At 59.6% G+C, this 17,816-nt stretch carries 13 protein-coding genes; 12 read left to right on the top strand and 1 reads right to left on the bottom strand.

Annotation, left to right across the window (positions count from 1 at the left end):
* The first annotated feature begins 3 nt into the window (after window positions 1-3).
* From murG to QSV77_RS08670, 4 genes are all read left to right on the top strand, one after another.
* Complete coding sequence (gene murG, locus QSV77_RS08685; RefSeq protein ID WP_269703154.1) at window positions 4-1,140, top strand: undecaprenyldiphospho-muramoylpentapeptide beta-N-acetylglucosaminyltransferase; 1,137 nt, start codon at window positions 4-6, stop codon at window positions 1,138-1,140.
* Window positions 1,137-2,552: a UDP-N-acetylmuramate--L-alanine ligase gene (murC, locus tag QSV77_RS08680; protein ID WP_142840271.1), complete on the top strand. Its 1,416-nt coding sequence runs from the start codon at window positions 1,137-1,139 to the stop codon at window positions 2,550-2,552. The genes murG and murC overlap by 4 nt, the downstream gene beginning before the upstream one ends.
* A complete protein-coding gene (gene murB, locus QSV77_RS08675) occupies window positions 2,549-3,514 on the top strand; it encodes a UDP-N-acetylmuramate dehydrogenase (RefSeq protein WP_046798066.1) in 966 nt (321 codons plus the stop codon). Before murC ends, murB begins: the two co-directional genes overlap by 4 nt.
* A 184-nt stretch (window positions 3,515-3,698) precedes the next feature.
* Window positions 3,699-4,508, top strand: coding sequence for a GGDEF domain-containing protein (locus QSV77_RS08670; RefSeq protein ID WP_302733153.1), 810 nt, complete (start codon window positions 3,699-3,701; stop codon window positions 4,506-4,508).
* Between the two features lie 75 nt (window positions 4,509-4,583).
* Here QSV77_RS08670 and QSV77_RS08665 read toward each other — a convergent pair whose 3' ends face one another.
* Entirely contained in the window at window positions 4,584-5,888 is a 1,305-nt protein-coding gene (locus tag QSV77_RS08665; RefSeq protein WP_142840268.1) for an MFS transporter, read from the bottom strand.
* Between the two features lie 543 nt (window positions 5,889-6,431).
* Here QSV77_RS08665 and QSV77_RS08660 point away from each other — a divergent pair.
* The 8 genes from QSV77_RS08660 to ligA all read left to right on the top strand — a co-directional run bounded on the left by QSV77_RS08660 (window position 6,432) and on the right by ligA (window position 17,772).
* Window positions 6,432-7,358 (top strand): D-alanine--D-alanine ligase, encoded by a 927-nt coding sequence (locus tag QSV77_RS08660; protein WP_271362419.1) that lies wholly within the window; start codon window positions 6,432-6,434, stop codon window positions 7,356-7,358.
* The gene (locus tag QSV77_RS08655; RefSeq protein ID WP_269703289.1) at window positions 7,355-8,278 is read left to right on the top strand and encodes a cell division protein FtsQ/DivIB; all 924 of its coding nucleotides are present in this window, start codon (window positions 7,355-7,357) and stop codon (window positions 8,276-8,278) included. The genes QSV77_RS08660 and QSV77_RS08655 overlap by 4 nt, the downstream gene beginning before the upstream one ends.
* Window positions 8,275-9,606, top strand: a complete 1,332-nt coding sequence (ftsA, locus tag QSV77_RS08650) for a cell division protein FtsA (RefSeq protein ID WP_003522206.1) — start codon at window positions 8,275-8,277, stop codon at window positions 9,604-9,606. Before QSV77_RS08655 ends, ftsA begins: the two co-directional genes overlap by 4 nt.
* A gap of 92 nt (window positions 9,607-9,698) precedes the next feature.
* Window positions 9,699-11,450, top strand: coding sequence for a cell division protein FtsZ (gene ftsZ / locus QSV77_RS08645; RefSeq protein WP_302733152.1), 1,752 nt, complete (start codon window positions 9,699-9,701; stop codon window positions 11,448-11,450).
* Window positions 11,451-11,720: 270 nt separating this feature from the next.
* Entirely contained in the window at window positions 11,721-12,680 is a 960-nt protein-coding gene (lpxC, locus tag QSV77_RS08640; RefSeq protein ID WP_142840265.1) for a UDP-3-O-acyl-N-acetylglucosamine deacetylase, read from the top strand.
* Window positions 12,681-12,915: 235 nt separating this feature from the next.
* Window positions 12,916-13,782: an outer membrane protein assembly factor BamD gene (locus tag QSV77_RS08635; RefSeq protein ID WP_142840264.1), complete on the top strand. Its 867-nt coding sequence runs from the start codon at window positions 12,916-12,918 to the stop codon at window positions 13,780-13,782.
* 15 nt (window positions 13,783-13,797) lie between these two features.
* Window positions 13,798-15,471 carry a DNA repair protein RecN gene (gene recN, locus QSV77_RS08630; RefSeq protein WP_269703144.1) on the top strand — a complete coding sequence of 558 codons (1,674 nt, stop codon included), beginning with the start codon at window positions 13,798-13,800 and terminating at the stop codon, window positions 15,469-15,471.
* A 126-nt stretch (window positions 15,472-15,597) separates the two neighbouring features.
* The gene (ligA, locus tag QSV77_RS08625; RefSeq protein WP_302733151.1) at window positions 15,598-17,772 is read left to right on the top strand and encodes an NAD-dependent DNA ligase LigA; all 2,175 of its coding nucleotides are present in this window, start codon (window positions 15,598-15,600) and stop codon (window positions 17,770-17,772) included.
* The last annotated feature ends 44 nt before the right edge of the window (window positions 17,773-17,816 follow it).

Raw genomic sequence — 17,816 nt, 5'->3', positions numbered from 1 at the left:
ATCATGAGCAAGGGTATTGTTCTTCTTGCCGCCGGTGGAACCGGCGGCCATGTATTTCCGGCAGAGGCCCTGGCGCATACGCTGACGGCGCGTGGTTATCAGGTGCATCTCGTCACCGACAGCCGCGCCGAGCGTTATGCCGGCAAGTTTCCGGCCGATGAAATCCATGTCGTGCCATCCGCCACCATCGGCTCGAAGAACCCGATTTCCGTCGTGCGTTCGCTCTGGAAGCTGTGGGTGGGTCTTCGCGCAGCGCGTCGGCTGGTTACGAAACTGAAGCCGGTCGCGGTTGTCGGCTTCGGCGGTTATCCCACCGTGCCGCCGCTTCTGGCATCGACCGGGCTTGGCGTTCCCTCAATAATTCATGAGCAGAATGCGGTGATGGGCCGCGCCAACAAGGCGCTGGCTGCCCGCGTGAAGGCAATTGCCGGCGGTTTCCTGCCGCCCGCCAACGGCCAATATTCCGACAAGACGGTGGCGACCGGCAATCCGGTGCGCCCGGCGGTGCTGGCGGCCTCGGAAATTCCCTATACGCCGTCGCAGACGGGGGAGCCTTTCCAGCTGGTGGTTTTCGGCGGCAGTCAGGGTGCGCAGTTCTTTTCGAGCGCCGTTCCGGCGGCGATCTGCCTGATGAAGGACGAGCAGCGCAAGCGCGTCGTCGTGACCCAGCAGGCCCGACCCGAAGACAAGGACAGCGTGATAGCCTCCTACCAGAAGCTCGGTGTGAAGGCTGACGTTTCGCCCTTCTTCGGTGACATGGCCTCGCGCATCGCTGAGGCCGATCTTGTTATCAGCCGCTCTGGCGCTTCGACGGTGTCGGAGCTTTCGGTGATTGGTCGTCCGTCGATCCTTGTGCCCTACCCGCACGCGCTCGATCACGATCAGGCGGCCAATGCGGCCGCACTTTCGGCCGCCGGCGGCGCAAGCGTCATCAAACAGTCGGAACTGTCGCCGCAGAAACTGTCGAGCCTGCTATCGTCAGCACTTTCGGAGCCGGATAGGCTTTCGACGACGGCAGCGGCTGCCAAGGCAACCGGAAAACCGCATGCGGCGGATGTGCTGGCCGATCTGGTGGAAGCGATTGCCGAAGGCCGGTCCGTACAGGAATTTAAAAAGAAGAATGAAGGAGTTGGGGCATGAAGATGCCGAAAGCCATAGGCCTTGTCCATTTCATCGGCATAGGCGGGATCGGCATGAGCGGCATTGCCGAAGTGCTTCATAATCTCGGTCATCGCGTACAGGGGTCGGATCAGGCTGACAGCGCCAATGTGCAGCGCCTGCGGGACAAGGGCATCGAGGTATTTGTCGGACATACCGCTGACAATCTCGGTGATGCGGAAGTCGTGGTTGTTTCCACCGCCATCAAGAAGAACAATCCGGAACTGATCTCGGCGCGCGAAAAGCACCTGCCGATCGTTCGCCGCGCCGAAATGCTGGCCGAGCTGATGCGTTTCCGCAATGCCATCGCCATTGGCGGCACGCATGGCAAGACCACGACGACCTCCATGGTCGCGACCCTGCTGGAAGCCGGCAATCTCGATCCGACCGTCATCAATGGCGGCATCATCAATGCCTATGGCACCAATGCCCGCATGGGTGAGGGCGAGTGGATGGTGGTGGAGGCCGACGAGTCCGACGGTACCTTCCTGAAGCTTCCGGCCGATGTGGCCGTTATTACCAATATCGATCCCGAACATCTCGACCATTACGGCAATTTCGATGCCGTGCGCGCCGCGTTCCGGCAGTTCGTCGAGAATGTGCCGTTCTACGGCTTCGGCGTCATGTGTCTCGACCATCCCGAGGTTCAGGCGCTGGTTGGCCGGATCGAGGATCGCAAGGTCATCACCTATGGCGAAAACCCGCAGGCGGATGTGCGGTTTTCGAATGTGCGCATTGACGGCACGCGGTCCATTTTCGATGTGGAAATCCGTCGCCGCCGCACCGGCAAGATATTCTCGTTCACGGATCTCGTTCTGCCGATGCCCGGCCGTCACAATGTGTCGAATGCGACGGCGGCGATTGCCGTTGCCAATCGCCTCGGTATTTCGGAAGCCGACATCAAGAAGGGGCTTGCCTCCTTTGCCGGGGTCAAGCGTCGCTTCACGTTGACGGGCGAAGCCAATGGCGTGCAGGTCTTCGACGATTACGGTCATCATCCGGTTGAGATCAAGGCTGTGCTGGCGGCTGCGCGGGAAGCCTGCAAGGGCCGCATCATCGCCGTGCACCAGCCACACCGTTACAGCCGTCTTTCAAGCCTGTTTGACGATTTCGCGCATTGCTTTAACGATGCCGACACGATTATCCTTGCTCCGGTCTATGCCGCGGGCGAAGATCCGATCGAAGGCGCAAGTTCGGAAGCGCTGGTTTCGGCCATCAAGGCCGCCGGCCACCGCGACGCCCGTTTTCTTGAAAAGCGGGAGGACCTTGCGTCACAGGTTGCAGCCATTGCGAAACCGGGTGATTTCGTGGTTCTCTTGGGGGCTGGAAATATCACGCAATGGGCAGCGGTGCTGCCTTCGGAATTGAAGAGCATATCAGGAAAGTCTGAATGAGACAGGTCGATGGGGTAAAATTGCTGGGGAGGCTCGGCGACGGGGTAAAGGAATTGCGGGGACGTCTGACACCGGATGCGCCCATGGACCGCGTGACGTGGTTCAGAGCCGGCGGTCTGGCGGAAGTCATGTTCCAGCCGCACGACACGGATGATCTGATTGCCTTTCTGAAAATTCTGCCGGAAGACGTGCCGTTGACCGTGGTCGGCGTCGGCTCGAACCTTCTGGTGCGTGATGGCGGTATTCCGGGCGTCGTCGTCCGTCTGTCTGCCAAGGGTTTCGGCCAGGTGGAGCTTGCCGGCGAGAACCGTATCAAGGCTGGCGCGATCTGCCCGGACAAACATATTGCCGCCATGGCCATGGATAATGGTATCGGTGGGTTCCATTTCTTTTACGGCATTCCCGGTTCCATCGGTGGCGCGCTGCGCATGAATGCCGGCGCCAATGGCGGTGAGACGCGCGATCGCGTCGTGGAAGTCTATGCGGTCGACCGTCAGGGCAACCAGCATGTGCTGTCAAACGCGGATATGGGTTATAGCTACCGCCATTCCGGCGCCGATGCCGGCCTGATCTTCACCGGTGCGCTGTTTGAAGGTTATCCGGAAGACAAGGCGAAAATCCGCGCCGATATGGACGCCGTGCGCCATCATCGCGAAACCGTCCAGCCGATCCGCGAGCAGACGGGTGGTTCGACCTTCAAGAATCCCGAAGGTCATTCCGCCTGGGAACTGATCGACGAGGCGGGCGGCCGTGGTCTCGTTATCGGCGGCGCGCAGATGTCATCACTGCATTGCAATTTCATGATCAATACCGGCCACGCGACTGGCTATGATCTGGAATATCTGGGCGAGACCATCCGCAGGCGGGTGTTCGAGAAATCGGGCATCCGGCTTGAATGGGAAATCAAGCGCCTTGGCCTGTTCATGCCGGGCCGGGAAGTGGAGCCGTTCCTCGGGGCTTAAGTCTCGGCGAATGCTGCCAATTGCAAGAAAAACCTGCTGTTGATCTGGCCGTTTCGTGTATCGTAACGGTCAATCAACAGTTTTTCCGATATTATCGGGGTGAGGCGACGTCTCGTCCTTCAATATTAAATTACTTTTTATCAGGAAATACCAACGGCATTACGTGATCTAGGTGCTTTTGAGCATGATGTTGGGTCTTTGGAAAAAACCGATCGAAATGATAAGTTTTTCGGTCGCCACGTCGGAGGGCCGCAGGCGGCTCGAGCCGCTGGAATTCTCCATTCGTATCGCTTGTCTCGTGACGATCATTGTCATTCTGATGTGCATGGGTGGCCTGACGCTTCTCGCGCGATTCGGGCTGGTAACCGATCTCTTCAACGGCATCATGTTGAGTGTGACGCTCGGTGGTACGGTGGCGTTTACGATTACATTGCTGGTCTGCTGGCTGAATGCCAGGGAAGTGAAAATTCTCGTGCAATCCCACGAGCGCTTCCTGCATCTGAGTCATACGGACGCCCTGACCGGCCTCAGCAACCGGCTCGGCCTTTATGCCGCATGCGCTGAACTGGGCAGCGACTATTGCGTCGCCTTTCTCGATATCGATCATTTCAAGTCGGTGAATGACAGATACAGCCACCTTGCCGGTGATCTCGTCATCTCGAGTGTCGCCCGCAGGATAAGAGAGCAATTCGATCCTTCTGCGCACGTCGCCCGCCTGGGTGGCGAGGAATTTGTCGTTGTGCAGGAAACCAGTCCGCTCACCTTTCTGCAGATGTGTGAAAGGGTTCGCGCAGCCATCGAGACCACCCCGGTGGCGTATCAGGATTTACGGATCACGGTGACGATTTCGATTGGCGTGGCCTTTCGCGGCGACGCCGACATTTTCGACAAGGTCATGCACAATGCCGATCTGGCGCTCTATCGGGCAAAGGGAGGAGGGCGCAATCGCGTCTGCATGACCGGTCACGTCGAGCGACGCCAGGCCGTGGCGTAAGCGTTAAAGCAGGCAAACAAAAGCCCGCGAAACGAAGGTTTCGCGGGCTTTTTAATGTCTGGCAATCCGTTCGGATCAGACTTCGTCCTTGCGGGACAGAAGAATGCAGGCGAGCGTGATGATGGCGGATACGCAGAGGTAATAACCGACGTAACCCATGCCGTAATTCACCTGCAGCCATGTGGCGATATAGGGCGCCAGCGATGCGCCGAAGATGCCGGCCATGTTGAAGGTGATGGACGAGCCGGTGTAACGCACGCGGGTCGGGAAGGGGGCGGCGAGCGCCGTTCCGATCAGGCCATAGGTCATGCCCATCAGCGTCATGGCAAGAGCTGCGAAGATGAAGATCGAGCCTTCGCCACCGGTCATCAGGCTGGGCAGCAGGAAGGAGAACAGGCCGATCAGCACCGTCGTCAGGATCAGGATTTCACGACGGCCGAATTTTTCGGCAAGCTTGCCGGCGATCGGGATGAAGATACCGAAGACGATGGAGCCGAGGATCTGCACTTCCAGCGCGTCGAGGAACGGAATTTTCAGAACCTTGACGTTGTAGGACAGAAGATAGGCAGTACCGATATAGAACAGCACGAAAGTGGCCAGCGCCACGAAGGTGCCGAGCACGAGGCTGCGCTTGTGGTTGCGGAAGAGTTCGGCGACCGGCACGGCAACACGTTCTTCCTTTTCGATGGCCTTCTGGAAATCGGGCGTTTCGGTGATCGACAGGCGAACCCACATGCCGACCGCGATCAGGATGATCGAAGCGACGAAGGGAATGCGCCAGCCCCAGCTGAGCAGCGATTCCTGCGACATGAAGTGCAGGAGGATCCAGAACACGCCGGAGGAAAGGAACAGGCCGACGGGTGCGCCGAGCTGTGGGAACATGCCGTACCAGCTGCGTTTGCCGGGAGGAGCATTTTCGGTGGCGAGAAGCACGGCACCACCCCATTCTCCGCCAAGACCAAAGCCCTGACCGAAGCGGCAAATCGCCAAAAGCAGCGGGGCAAGAACGCCGGCCGTCTCATAGGAGGGCAGAAGGCCGATGACGACGGTCGAGACACCCATGGTCAGGAGCGCTGCGACGAGGGTCGTCTTGCGGCCAACACGGTCACCATAGTGGCCGAAGACCACCGCGCCTAGCGGGCGGGCGAAAAAGGCGATGGAGAAGGTGGCGAAGGACGCCAGAAGCGCCGTCATCGGGTCGTTGTTCGGGAAGAACAATGCCGGGAACACGAGCACTGCGGCCGTGGCGTAAACGTAAAAATCGAAAAACTCGATGGTCGTGCCGACCAGGCTGGCAGTGAGAACTCGTGCAGGCGAATTTGTCTTTACAGCGTTCGAATTGCCAGCTGTCGACGATACCGGAGATATCGCGTCAGTCATGGTTTGGGTTCCATTTCAGATGATTGGAATGTCATGCCTTGGGAGGCAGGGACTGCGTTAACGCAATTTTTGTTCTTATGGAATGCTAAAAAAGAAATAATGCAAATAATGTGATCTTTGAATGCGAGATCCCGACGGCGAAGCTTTTTCACGCGCTCCAGTGATTGAGAGACTGATTCAGGTCGCGGATTTAAAACGCTGAAACGCCATATAATTTTCGCTGGGGAAAAACGCCTTTCGTTAACGTTTCGACCTTGCCTTCAGCGGGGAGGCGCTGGCGCGCTGGCGCGGCTTTATTTCCGATCATTGAAAACCTGCATGTTGCAATCGGTGCAACTCTCTGATTCCAAGGAGGGAATCCGGATCGATGCTGATTCTTTAATGGAACTCGGCATGTTGGGCGCGGCGGTTAACGAAAGTAAACGATTCATTAACCTTAATGGCGTTTAACTGATCTCAAGGATCATGTGCCAGAATCACCGTCCGTCAAATTCGGTCGGTTCGGGCGTGGTTCGTAACGGAGAGTTGGTGTCAGAGGGTTCGATGGGCGGCAAGCACGTAGCTGTTCTTTTGGGTGGGTTTTCGTCGGAGCGGCCGGTCAGCCTCTCGTCGGGCAACGCTTGCGCGCTTGCGCTCGAGGGCGAGGGCTACAAGGTCACCCGGGTCGATGTAGGGCGCGATGTCGCTGCCGTGCTCGCGGAACTGCGCCCGGATGTCGCCTTCAATGCACTGCACGGCCCCTTCGGCGAAGACGGCACCATTCAGGGCATTCTCGAATATCTCGCCATTCCCTATACCCATTCCGGCGTGCTGGCTTCCGCCCTTGCCATGGACAAGGCGCAGGCCAAGAAAGTTGCTGCCGCCGCCGGCGTCCCGGTTGCCGCCGAGCGCGTCATGAACCGCTTCGATTTCACCAGCGAACATCCGCTTGCGCCACCTTATGTGGTGAAGCCGGTACGCGAAGGATCGAGCTTCGGCGTCGTCATCGTCAAGGAAGACCAGTCGCACCCGCCGCAAATCCTCACCTCGTCGGAATGGCGTTATGGGGATCAGGTCATGGTCGAGCGCTATATTCACGGGCGCGAACTGACCTGTGGCGTGCTTGATGGCGAGGCGCTGGGCGTCACCGAAGTGGTGCCGCTTGGTCACAATTTCTATGATTACGATGCGAAATACGCGGCTGGTGGCTCGAAACATGTCATTCCCGCAGAAATTTCACCGAAAATTTACCAAAAGATTCAAACATTGGCGGTTATGGCGCATCAGGCGATCGGGTGCCGTGGCGTAAGCCGTTCAGACTTTCGTTACGACGACCGTTTCTCAGAAGATGGCGAAGTTATCTGGCTTGAAGTGAATACACAGCCGGGCATGACGCCGACCTCCCTGGTGCCCGAAATGGCGGCCCATGCTGGCCGCTCCTTTGGTAACCTTGTCAGCTGGATGGTGGAGGACGCTTCGTGTTTGCGGTGACCGGCAAAAAGTCGACGGCAAAAAAGCGCGAGCAATATGCGGCGGCAGCCAATGCCGACGATCGCAGGGTGCTGCCGCGTCCGCTGCGCCGCTTCGTGCGTTTCGGTGTCAGCCTTGCGACCGGACGCATTCACATTCCCGCCCATACCGGTACGATTTCGGCCATTGCTTTTTACGCGGTGACCGGGCTTTACGGCATGTCGCTTGGCGGACACACCAACATCGTCACCCAGACCACGACATCTGCCGCGGGCTTTGCGGTTGAAGACGTGAAAGTCTCTGGCAATCGCCAGACCTCGGAAATCGAAGTCTTTCAGCTTCTCGGCCTCGATGGCAGCACCTCGCTCATCGCGCTCGATATCGATGCGGCGCGCCGCAAGCTCGTCCAGCTTCCCTGGGTGGAAGATGTCGATATCCGCAAGGTCTATCCGAAGACCGTCGAGGTTCGCCTGAAGGAGCGTGAAGCCTTCGGCATCTGGCAGCACGGAACGGAACTGTCGCTGATCGAAAAAAGCGGCAGCGTGATCGCGCCGTTGCGTGACAATAAATTCGCCGAGTTACCGCTGTTTGTCGGACGTGACGCGGAAACCGGTGCTGCCGGTTTCGTCGGGCAGCTGGCCGACTGGCCGGAAATCCGCAACCGTGTCCGCGCCTATGTCCGCATTGCCGGCCGTCGCTGGGATCTGCATCTCGATAACGGCATCGTGGTCAAGCTGCCGGAAGAAAACCTGCCGCAGGCGCTGCAATTGCTGGCGCGGCTCGATCTCGAGGAAAAGGTTCTGTCGCGCGATGTCGCCGCGGTTGATCTGAGGCTCGCGGACCGCACCACGATCCAGCTGACCGAGGGTGCCACGGAACGCCGTCAGGCCGCCGTCGATGCGCGCACCAAGGCTCTCAAGAAGGCGGAGAAGAACACATGAGCTTATTCGGTTCTTCCCATTTCGGTTTGCCTCGCCTGAAGCCGCTGTCCTCCAAGCGCAGCCACATCGTGTCGGTGCTGGATATCGGCTCGACCAAGGTCGTATGCATGATCGGCCGGCTGACGCCGCGTCAGGAAAGCGAAATTCTGCCGGGCCGCACCCACAAGGTCGAAATCATCGGCATCGGCCACCAGCGCTCGCGCGGCGTGAAGTCAGGCGTGATCGCCGATCTCGACGCGCTGGAAGGCGTCATCCGTCTTTCGGTCGATGCGGCCGAGCGCATGGCGGGTCTCACCGTCGACAGCCTGATCGTCAATGTTTCCGCCGGACGGCTGGCAAGCGATATCTATACCGCGAGCATCGATCTCGGCGGCCAGGAAGTGGAAGCCAGCGACCTGCGCAAGGTTCTGGTGGCGGCAAGCCAGCAGTCCATGCGTCAGGACCGGGCGATCCTGCACTCGCTGCCGACAGGTTATTCGCTGGATGGCGAACGCGGCATTCGTGATCCGCTCTCCATGTATGGCGACCTTCTTGGTGTCGACATGCATGTGGTGACGGTCGAGCGCACGGCGCTGAAGAACCTCGAGCTTTGCGTCAATCGTGCGCATCTTTCGGTCGAAGGCATGGTGGCGACGCCCTATGCCAGCGGCCTTGCAGCGCTGGTGGACGATGAAGTCGAACTCGGCTGCGCGGCCATCGACATGGGTGGCGGCACCACGACGATCTCGGTTTTCGCCGAAGGCCGGCTCATTCACACCGACGCGATCGGCCTTGGCGGCCATCACGTGACGACAGATCTTGCACGTGGCCTCTCGACACGAATCGAAGATGCGGAGAGACTGAAGGTGGTGCATGGTTCGGCTTTGCTGAATGGCGCGGATGAGCGCGACATGATTTCGATCCCGCCGATTGGCGAAGATGATCGCGATCAACCATCGCAAGTTTCAAGAGCCCTTGTAACCCGCATCGTGCGGGCGCGTATCGAAGAGACGCTGGAATTGATCCGTGATCGTATCCAGAAGTCCGGCTTCAGCCCCATTGTCGGCAAGCGCGTGGTCCTCACCGGCGGCGCAAGCCAGCTGACGGGGCTGCCGGAAACGGCACGGCGCATTCTCGCCCGCAACGTTCGTATCGGCCGCCCCATGGGCGTGGCCGGTCTTCCGGTAGCGGCGAAGGGACCGGCATTTTCAACCGCCTGCGGACTGATGATCTATCCGCAGGTGGCGGACATCGAAATTCATGCGGCGCAAGGCGGAATGTTCTCGCCGTTTGGTACGGGCAGCGGCCGGATAGCCCGGGTTGGGCAATGGCTGAAAGAGAGTTTTTGAGTGGCCTTGTGGCGTAAGCCGGAGGTTTCAGAGTTGAGTTTTCAAGAATCGGCCAGCGGGGCGATGCGGCCAGAGAAAGAAGGAATGCTAAAATGACGATACAGCTGCAAAAGCCTGATATCACCGAGCTGAAGCCACGCATCACCGTTTTCGGTGTTGGCGGCGGCGGCGGTAACGCTGTCAACAACATGATCACGGCTGGCCTCCAGGGTGTCGATTTCGTCGTCGCCAACACGGATGCCCAGGCACTGACCATGACGAAGGCAGATCGGGTCATCCAGCTCGGCGTCAACGTCACCGAGGGTCTCGGCGCCGGTTCCCAGCCGGAAGTCGGCCGCGCCGCCGCTGAAGAATGCATCGATGAGATCATCGATCACCTGAACGGCACCCACATGTGCTTCGTCACCGCCGGCATGGGCGGCGGCACCGGCACCGGTGCTGCCCCGGTCGTTGCACAGGCCGCCCGCAACAAGGGTATCCTGACGGTCGGCGTCGTCACCAAGCCTTTCCACTTCGAAGGCGGCCGCCGCATGCGTCTTGCCGAACAGGGCATCGAGGAACTGCAGAAGTCCGTCGATACGCTGATCGTCATTCCGAACCAGAACCTCTTCCGCATTGCCAACGACAAGACGACCTTCGCCGACGCCTTCGCCATGGCTGACCAGGTTCTCTACTCCGGCGTTGCCTGCATCACCGATCTGATGGTGAAGGAAGGTCTCATCAACCTCGACTTCGCCGACGTTCGCTCGGTCATGCGCGAAATGGGCCGCGCGATGATGGGTACCGGTGAGGCTTCCGGTCCGGGCCGCGCAATGCAGGCTGCGGAAGCGGCAATCGCCAACCCGCTGCTCGACGAAACCTCGATGAAGGGCGCACAGGGCCTGCTGATCTCCATCACCGGTGGTCGCGACCTTACCCTGTTCGAAGTCGACGAAGCGGCTACCCGCATTCGCGAAGAAGTCGATCCGGATGCCAACATCATCCTCGGCGCCACCTTCGACGAAGCTCTGGAAGGTCTCATCCGCGTCTCCGTCGTTGCCACCGGCATTGACCGTGTTGCCGGCATCGGCGAACAGAATGTTGCCGAAATGCGCGCTGCTGCTGCGAAGCCGCTTATCCGTCCTTCCGCGGCCGTTGCTCCCGCTCCGGCCGCAGTTCAGCCTGCACATGCAGTATCGCAGGCACCAAAGACCGTAGACCAGATCGCCCAGACCATCCGTTCGGCGGAAGCTGAAATGGAACGCGAACTCGGTTTTGCCGCTCACCAGCAGCCGTCTCAGGACTTCCGTCCGCAGAGCAAGCTGTTCGCATCGTCCCCGGCTGAAGCGCCGGCTGCTCTTCGTCCGGCCCAGCCGGTTCAGCAGGTCGCTCCGGCACCGGTTGCTCCGGCACCCGTCTACCATGCACCGGAACAGGTTGCCGCTCCGGCTCCGCGCATGCAGCAGCCGCAGGCCCCGGTCTACCAGGAGCCTGCTCCGGTTGCCCGCCAGCCAGAGCCGGTACGCATGCCGAAGGTCGAAGACTTTCCGCCGGTCGTGAAGGCCGAGATGGAACATCGCACCCATGCCGCTCCTGCCGCCCAGGAAGAGCGTGGCCCGATGGGTCTTCTGAAGCGCATCACCAACTCGCTTGGTCGCCGCGAAGAAGAAGAAGTTCCCTCCGACATGATGGATGCGCCGAGCATGGCGCCGCAGCGCCGCGCGCCGCTTTCGCCGGAAGCCAGCCTCTACGCACCGCGTCGTGGCCAGCTTGACGACCACGGCCGTGCAACGCCCGCATCGTCCAGCCACCATGACGACGACCAGCTGGAAATCCCGGCGTTCCTGCGCCGCCAGTCCAACTAAAGGCGATTCCATCTGCCTCTTAAAACGCCCGGGTTTCACGACCCGGGCGTTTTGTTTATTTTGCGTGATTAACACTAAATTAATTTGCGTTTTCAATAGTTTACGCGTGTAACAATCCGAAACGAACAGTGATTTGTCGTGGCACCTACATGTGCGTATGTATGAGGCTGGGTAAAGGAAAATACGGACTTGGCCGGTCGCCAAAACCGGCTTTAAAACTTGAACGGCGCTTCACCAAACGGCGCGGTTTGCAAAACAAGGCATATACGCATGACTATCGGACTGCTCGGATTTCAGACAACTATCGCAAATGCTGTTCAGCTTAAAGGCATTGGCGTGCATTCCGGCAATCCGGTCTCTATGACGTTCCAGCCCGCAGAAGCTGGGACGGGCATCGTATTCCATCGCCTTCATGACAATGGCAACGTCACCGAGTTGAAGGCGGTTTCGGCCAATGTCGGCAATACCGACCTGTGCACCGTGCTCGGCCGTTCGCTGTCCCAGTCAGTGGCGACGATCGAGCACGTCATGGCCGCCATCTACGCCATGGGCCTCGACAATCTCGTCGTTGAGGTTGACGGTCCGGAAGCACCGATCATGGATGGCAGCTCTGCTCCCTTCATCGAGGCCATCGAATCGGTCGGCATCAAGAACCTCGGTGCGAAGCGCCGTTATATTCGCGTCACCAAGCCGGTGCGCATCGACTCGGGCGCGTCCTGGGCGGAATTCCGTCCCTATGACGGCACACGCTTTGAGGTCGACATCGATTTCGACACGCCGCTGATCGGGAAGCAGTCCTGGAAGGGCGACCTGACGGCTGAGACGTTCAAGAACGAATTGTCGCGCGCCCGTACCTTCGGTTTCATGCGTGACGTGGAGCGCCTGTGGGCTGCCGGTTATGCGCTCGGCTCCTCGCTTGAAAATTCCGTCGTCATTTCCGACGATAACAGCGTCATCAACATGGAAGGCCTGCGTTACGCCAAGGACGAGTTCGTCCGTCACAAGACGCTGGACGCCGTGGGCGACCTGGCGCTTGCCGGCGCGCAGTTCATCGGCTGCTATCGCTCCTATCGCGGTGGCCACAAGGTCAATGCCAATGCGCTGAAGGCGCTGCTGAGCGACCGTACGGCTTACGAGATCGTCGAAGCACCGGCTGCCCGCAACCAGATGGTGCGCGCCCGCGAATTCGTACCGGTCAACATGCCGGAATTTGCGCCCTGGTCTGCTTGAGTTTGTTCGCAGGCTATCGATTGACAGAAAAAGCCGCTCCCCTGGGGGCGGCTTTTTTATGATGCAGGGCAAGATGTTTCGTCATATCGCCTGATATTCATGCGATTGCGCGCGCGGATGCCATAAAAATGCGTTAATGCGTCATCATTGCGTTGCCCTGCGGATGCTTTTATGGCTAGAAACGCCAGTGCAAAGCCGATGCTTATGTATTTGCGCGGGAAGTGGGAACTGTCGAATGAAGCATGTAGGGTCTGGTGCGATGAAGGGTACGATGCGGGGGATCGCCGTTTCGTTGTTGTTGGTCGGTGCAAGTGTCGCCGTCACGGCCTGCCAGTCCGATCCGGATATCGACATTACCAAGCTCGGTTTTGAATCCGATCCGCCTGACGTTCTGTACAAGCAGGGGCTTGCCAACATGAACGCCGGCAACATGACGGAAGCCTCACGCAAGTTCGAGGCGATCGACAAGCAATATCCATTCACCGAATGGGGCCAGAAGGCGCTTGTCATGCAGACGTTCATTGCGACGCGCACCAACAAGAATGATGTGGCCATCACCAATGGCAGCCGCTTCCTGCGGCAATATCCGCGTTCCAAGGATGCGGCTTATGTTCAGTACATGATCGGCCTTGCCTATTCGAAGCAGATTTCCGACGTGACGCAGGACCAGCGCGCAGCACAGCGTACGGTCGAGGCGATGAGCAAGGTCGTCAACGACTATCCCGATTCGGAATATGTCGCCGATGCGCAGGCCAAGATCCGTTTCGCCCGCGACCAGCTCGCTGGCCGCGAAATGCAGGTCGGCCGTTATTACCTTGAGCGCAAGGAATATCTCGCCGCCGTTTCGCGTTTCCGCATCGTCGTCGAGCAGTACCAGAACACCAACCAGATCGAGGAAGCGCTGGCGCGTCTGACGGAGGCCTATTATGCGATGGGCCTGGTGGAAGAAGCGCAGACCGCGGCCGCCGTTCTTGGCAACAACTATCCCGACAGCCAATGGTATGCGGACTCCTACAAGCTGCTGAAGGGCAACGGGCTGGAGCCGCGTGAAAACAAGGGGTCCTGGATTTCGCGCGCCGGCAAGAAGCTTATCGGCGCCTGAGACGGGGCATAGGCCATGCTGGTCCAGCTCTCGATTCGCGATATCGTCCTGATTGAAAGGCTCGACCTCGGTTTTGAGGCGGGCCTTTCCGTGTTGACGGGGGAAACGGGCGCGGGCAAATCGATCCTGCTCGACAGTCTTTCCCTTGCGCTGGGTGGTCGGGGCGATGGCGGCCTTGTACGGCATGGCGAGGACAAGGGGCAGGTGACTGCCACGTTCGAAGTCCCCAACAATCATCCGACGCGGCTTCTTCTGCGGGAAAACGGTCTCGATGACGACGGCGACCTGATTTTTCGCCGCGTGCAATCCTCCGACGGACGTACCAAGGCCTATATCAACGATCAGGCCATCAGCGTGCAGATGATGCGGCAGCTCGGGCAATTGCTGGTGGAAATTCACGGCCAGCATGATGACCGTGCGCTTGTCGATACCGATGCCCACCGCACGCTGCTGGATGCCTTTGCCGGGCTGAGCGATGAGGCCCGCGCCGTTCAGGGTTTCTACCGCACCTGGAAAGACGCCGAGCGCGCCCTGAAGACTCACCGCGCCAAGGTGGAGGCCGCGGCCCGCGAGGCGGATTACCTGCGCTCTTCCGTCGAGGAACTCGAAGGGCTTTCGCCGCGTGACGGTGAAGAGGAGGAGCTTGCCGAGCGCCGGGCGGTGATGCAGAAATCCGAACGCATTGCCGGCGATATCGCCGAAGCCAGCGAGTTTCTGAATGGCAATGCTTCGCCCGTGCCTGTCATTGCATCCATGATGCGCCGGCTTGAGCGCAAGAGCCACGAAGCGCCCGGCCTGCTGGAAGACACCGTGCAGTTGCTGGATGCCGCGCTGGACAGCCTTTCCAATGCACAGATGGAAGTGGAGGCGGCGTTGCGCCGCACCGAATTCGATCCGCGTGAACTGGAGCGGGTGGAGGAGCGACTGTTCGCGCTGCGCGCCGCCGGCCGTAAATATAATGTCGCTGTGCCTGACCTGCCGGCTCTAGCCGAAAAAATGGTGGCTGATCTTGCCGATCTCGATGCCGGTGAGGAAAAGCTCGGCAAGTTGGAGGCCAATCTCGGCGTCGTCAAAGCTGATTTCGACCGTGCCGCCCAATCGCTTTCCGACAAACGCCGCCATGCGGCGGATGCGCTTTCCGATGCTGTGATGGCCGAGCTGCCGGCGCTGAAGCTGGAGCGGGCACGGTTTACCGTCGAGGTCACCTCCGATACCGAGCAGGCGACGGCCGACGGCATCGATACCGTCGAATTCCACGTGCAGACCAATCCGGGCACACGGCCGGGACCGATCATGAAAGTTGCGTCGGGCGGTGAATTGTCCCGCTTCCTGCTGGCTTTGAAGGTTGCGCTGGCGGATCGTGGTTCGGCGCCGACGCTGGTGTTCGATGAAATCGATACGGGCGTCGGCGGCGCCGTGGCGGATGCTATCGGCCAGCGGCTGCGTCGCCTGTCGAAGACGGTGCAGGTTCTCTCCGTCACCCATGCACCGCAGGTGGCGGCGCGGGCGGCGACCCATCTCTTGATTTCCAAAGGCCCATCCGGCGATGGCAGCGAGCGCATCGCCACCCGCGTGGCGACGATGGAGCCGAAACACCGCACCGAAGAGATCGCCCGCATGCTGGCCGGCGCATCGGTGACCGACGAGGCGAGGGCGGCGGCGGCCCGTCTGCTGGCTGCCAAGGACTGATCGTTCGCCAAAGCGTTGCGAGAGCACCTTCGGCATTGTGGGTCTTGTGAGTCTGGCGGCAAAACTGATTTTATTGCTGTTTTATTTCGGCTAAAAGCGTTCGGTAATTCCGAAAAGAGGCTGCCCATGTCGAAAGATCAGATTCCCGTCGAAAACCTGACTGAACTTGAAGCCTCTTCCGAGCTGGCATTTCTGGCAGCCGAGCTTGCCCGTCATGACGCGCTTTACCACGGCAAGGACGCGCCGGAGATTTCCGATGCTGACTATGATGCGCTGAAGCGGCGCAATGATGCCATCGAGGCGGCTTTCCCGGCATTGGTGCGGGCTGACAGCCCATCGAAAAAAGTCGGTTTTACACCGCTGCCAACCTTTGCGCCCATCGTGCATGCCCGCCCGATGCTGTCGCTCGACAATACATTTTCGGAAGAGGACCTGCGCGATTTCGTCAGTTCCGTCTACCGCTTCCTCGGCCATCTGCCTGACGATTCCATCGCATTTACCGCCGAGCCGAAGATTGACGGCCTTTCCATGTCCATTCGTTATGAGAAGGGCAAGCTGAAGACGGCGGCGACGCGTGGCGATGGCACGACCGGCGAGAACGTCACCGCCAATATCAGGACCATCAAGGAAATCCCGAACGAATTGCCCTCGGACGCGCCCGATGTGGTGGAGGTGCGTGGCGAGGTCTATATGGCCAAGAGCGACTTCATGGCGCTCAACGCCCAGATGGAGGCCGAAGGTAAGCAGACCTATGTGAACCCGCGCAACACGGCATCCGGTTCGCTGCGCCAGCTCGACGCCAATGTGACGGCGAAACGCAAGCTGCGGTTCTTCGCCTATGCCTTGGGTGAAGTCTCGAATGGCGGCCAGCCGGCGCGGATCGCCGATACGCAATATGGCATCGTCGAGAAATTCCGGGAGTGGGGGTTTCCGGTCAATCCGCTGATGAAGCGATTCACCTCCGCCCAGCAATTGCTTGAGCATTATAATGAAATCGGCGTCGCACGGCCCGATCTCGATTATGATATCGATGGCGTTGTCTACAAGGTCGACCGGCTTGATCTGCAGGAGCGGCTGGGCTTTCGTTCGCGCAGTCCGCGTTGGGCTACAGCGCACAAGTTTCCAGCCGAACAGGCTTTCACCACGGTCGAGAATATCGAAATCCAGGTAGGGCGCACCGGGGCGCTGACGCCGGTGGCACGCCTGACCCCGATCACCGTCGGCGGCGTCGTCGTCACCAATGCGACACTGCACAATGCCGATTATATCGAAGGCATCGGCAATAGTGGCGAGCGCATCCGCCCTGAGGATCATGACATTCGCATCGGCGATACGGTCATCGTGCAGCGCGCTGGCGATGTCATCCCGCAGGTGCTGGATGTGCTGCTGGAAAAGCGCCCGGTCGAAGCGGTGAAATATGCGTTTCCGGAGAAATGTCCGGTCTGCGGCAGCCATGCGGTGCGGGAGCGCAATGAAAAGACCGGCAAGCTCGATTCGGTCACGCGCTGCACCGGCGGTTTCGTCTGCCGGGCGCAGGCGGTGGAGCACTTAAAACATTTCGTCTCGCGAAATGCCTTCGATATTGAAGGGCTGGGCACCAAGCAGATCGATTTCTTCTTCGAAAGCGATGATCCGGCGCTCTCTATCAAGACTGCGCCCGATATCTTTACGCTGAAGGCGCGTCAGGAAGCATCGCACCTGACCAAGCTCGAGAATATTGAGGGTTTCGGCAAGGTCAGCGTCAGGAAGCTGTTCGATGCCATCGATGCCCGCCGCGAGATCGATCTGCATCGGCTGATCTTTGCGCTCGGTATCCGTCATGTTGGCGAGACAACGGCGAAGCTTCTGGCGCGCTCCTATGGTACCTATGAACATTTCGAAGAGGCGATGAAGGCTGCGGCGGATCCGGCAAGTGACGCCTGGGCTGAGCTCAACAGCATCGACGGTATCGGCGAGGTGGTGGCCCGTGCCATCATCGAGTTCTATAAGGAACCGCGCAATCTCGACGTCATCGACCGGCTGATACGGGAGTTGCAGCCGAAGGAGGCCGAGAAGCCGTCTACCGAAGGCAGTCCTGTGGCGGGCAAGACGGTGGTCTTCACCGGTTCGCTGGAAAAATTCACGCGGGATGAGGCGAAAGCTCGGGCCGAAAGCCTCGGCGCGAAAGTGGCTGGTTCCGTTTCGAAAAAGACGGATATTCTGGTGGCCGGGCCGGGGGCGGGCTCCAAGCTTGCCAAGGCGACGGAACTGGGCGTGCAGACTATGGACGAGGATGAGTGGCTGGCGCTGATCGGCGGCTGATATGCCGTCATCGCCGTGTTGTCCTGCACCGCCAGAGGTTTGCG

It is taken from the genome of Agrobacterium sp. V1, from assembly GCF_030518355.1.
Classification (GTDB): domain Bacteria; phylum Pseudomonadota; class Alphaproteobacteria; order Rhizobiales; family Rhizobiaceae; genus Agrobacterium; species Agrobacterium cucumeris.
Note: the sequence above shows the minus strand (reverse complement) of the source record. Positions and strands in the feature narration are given on the sequence as shown.

What these genes read in the sequence shown, in the direction of transcription:
- lpxC (WP_142840265.1), top strand. Translation starts at nt 11,721, where the DNA reads ATGACTATCGGACTGCTCGGATTTCAGACAACTATCGCAAATGCTGTT.
- ligA (WP_302733151.1), top strand. Translation starts at nt 15,598, where the DNA reads ATGTCGAAAGATCAGATTCCCGTCGAAAACCTGACTGAACTTGAAGCC.
- QSV77_RS08665 (WP_142840268.1), bottom strand. Translation starts at nt 5,888, where the DNA reads ATGACTGACGCGATATCTCCGGTATCGTCGACAGCTGGCAATTCGAAC.
- murB (WP_046798066.1), top strand. Translation starts at nt 2,549, where the DNA reads ATGAGACAGGTCGATGGGGTAAAATTGCTGGGGAGGCTCGGCGACGGG.
- ftsZ (WP_302733152.1), top strand. Translation starts at nt 9,699, where the DNA reads ATGACGATACAGCTGCAAAAGCCTGATATCACCGAGCTGAAGCCACGC.
- recN (WP_269703144.1), top strand. Translation starts at nt 13,798, where the DNA reads ATGCTGGTCCAGCTCTCGATTCGCGATATCGTCCTGATTGAAAGGCTC.
- QSV77_RS08670 (WP_302733153.1), top strand. Translation starts at nt 3,699, where the DNA reads ATGATGTTGGGTCTTTGGAAAAAACCGATCGAAATGATAAGTTTTTCG.
- ftsA (WP_003522206.1), top strand. Translation starts at nt 8,275, where the DNA reads ATGAGCTTATTCGGTTCTTCCCATTTCGGTTTGCCTCGCCTGAAGCCG.
- QSV77_RS08660 (WP_271362419.1), top strand. Translation starts at nt 6,432, where the DNA reads ATGGGCGGCAAGCACGTAGCTGTTCTTTTGGGTGGGTTTTCGTCGGAG.
- QSV77_RS08635 (WP_142840264.1), top strand. Translation starts at nt 12,916, where the DNA reads ATGAAGCATGTAGGGTCTGGTGCGATGAAGGGTACGATGCGGGGGATC.
- murG (WP_269703154.1), top strand. Translation starts at nt 4, where the DNA reads ATGAGCAAGGGTATTGTTCTTCTTGCCGCCGGTGGAACCGGCGGCCAT.
- murC (WP_142840271.1), top strand. Translation starts at nt 1,137, where the DNA reads ATGAAGATGCCGAAAGCCATAGGCCTTGTCCATTTCATCGGCATAGGC.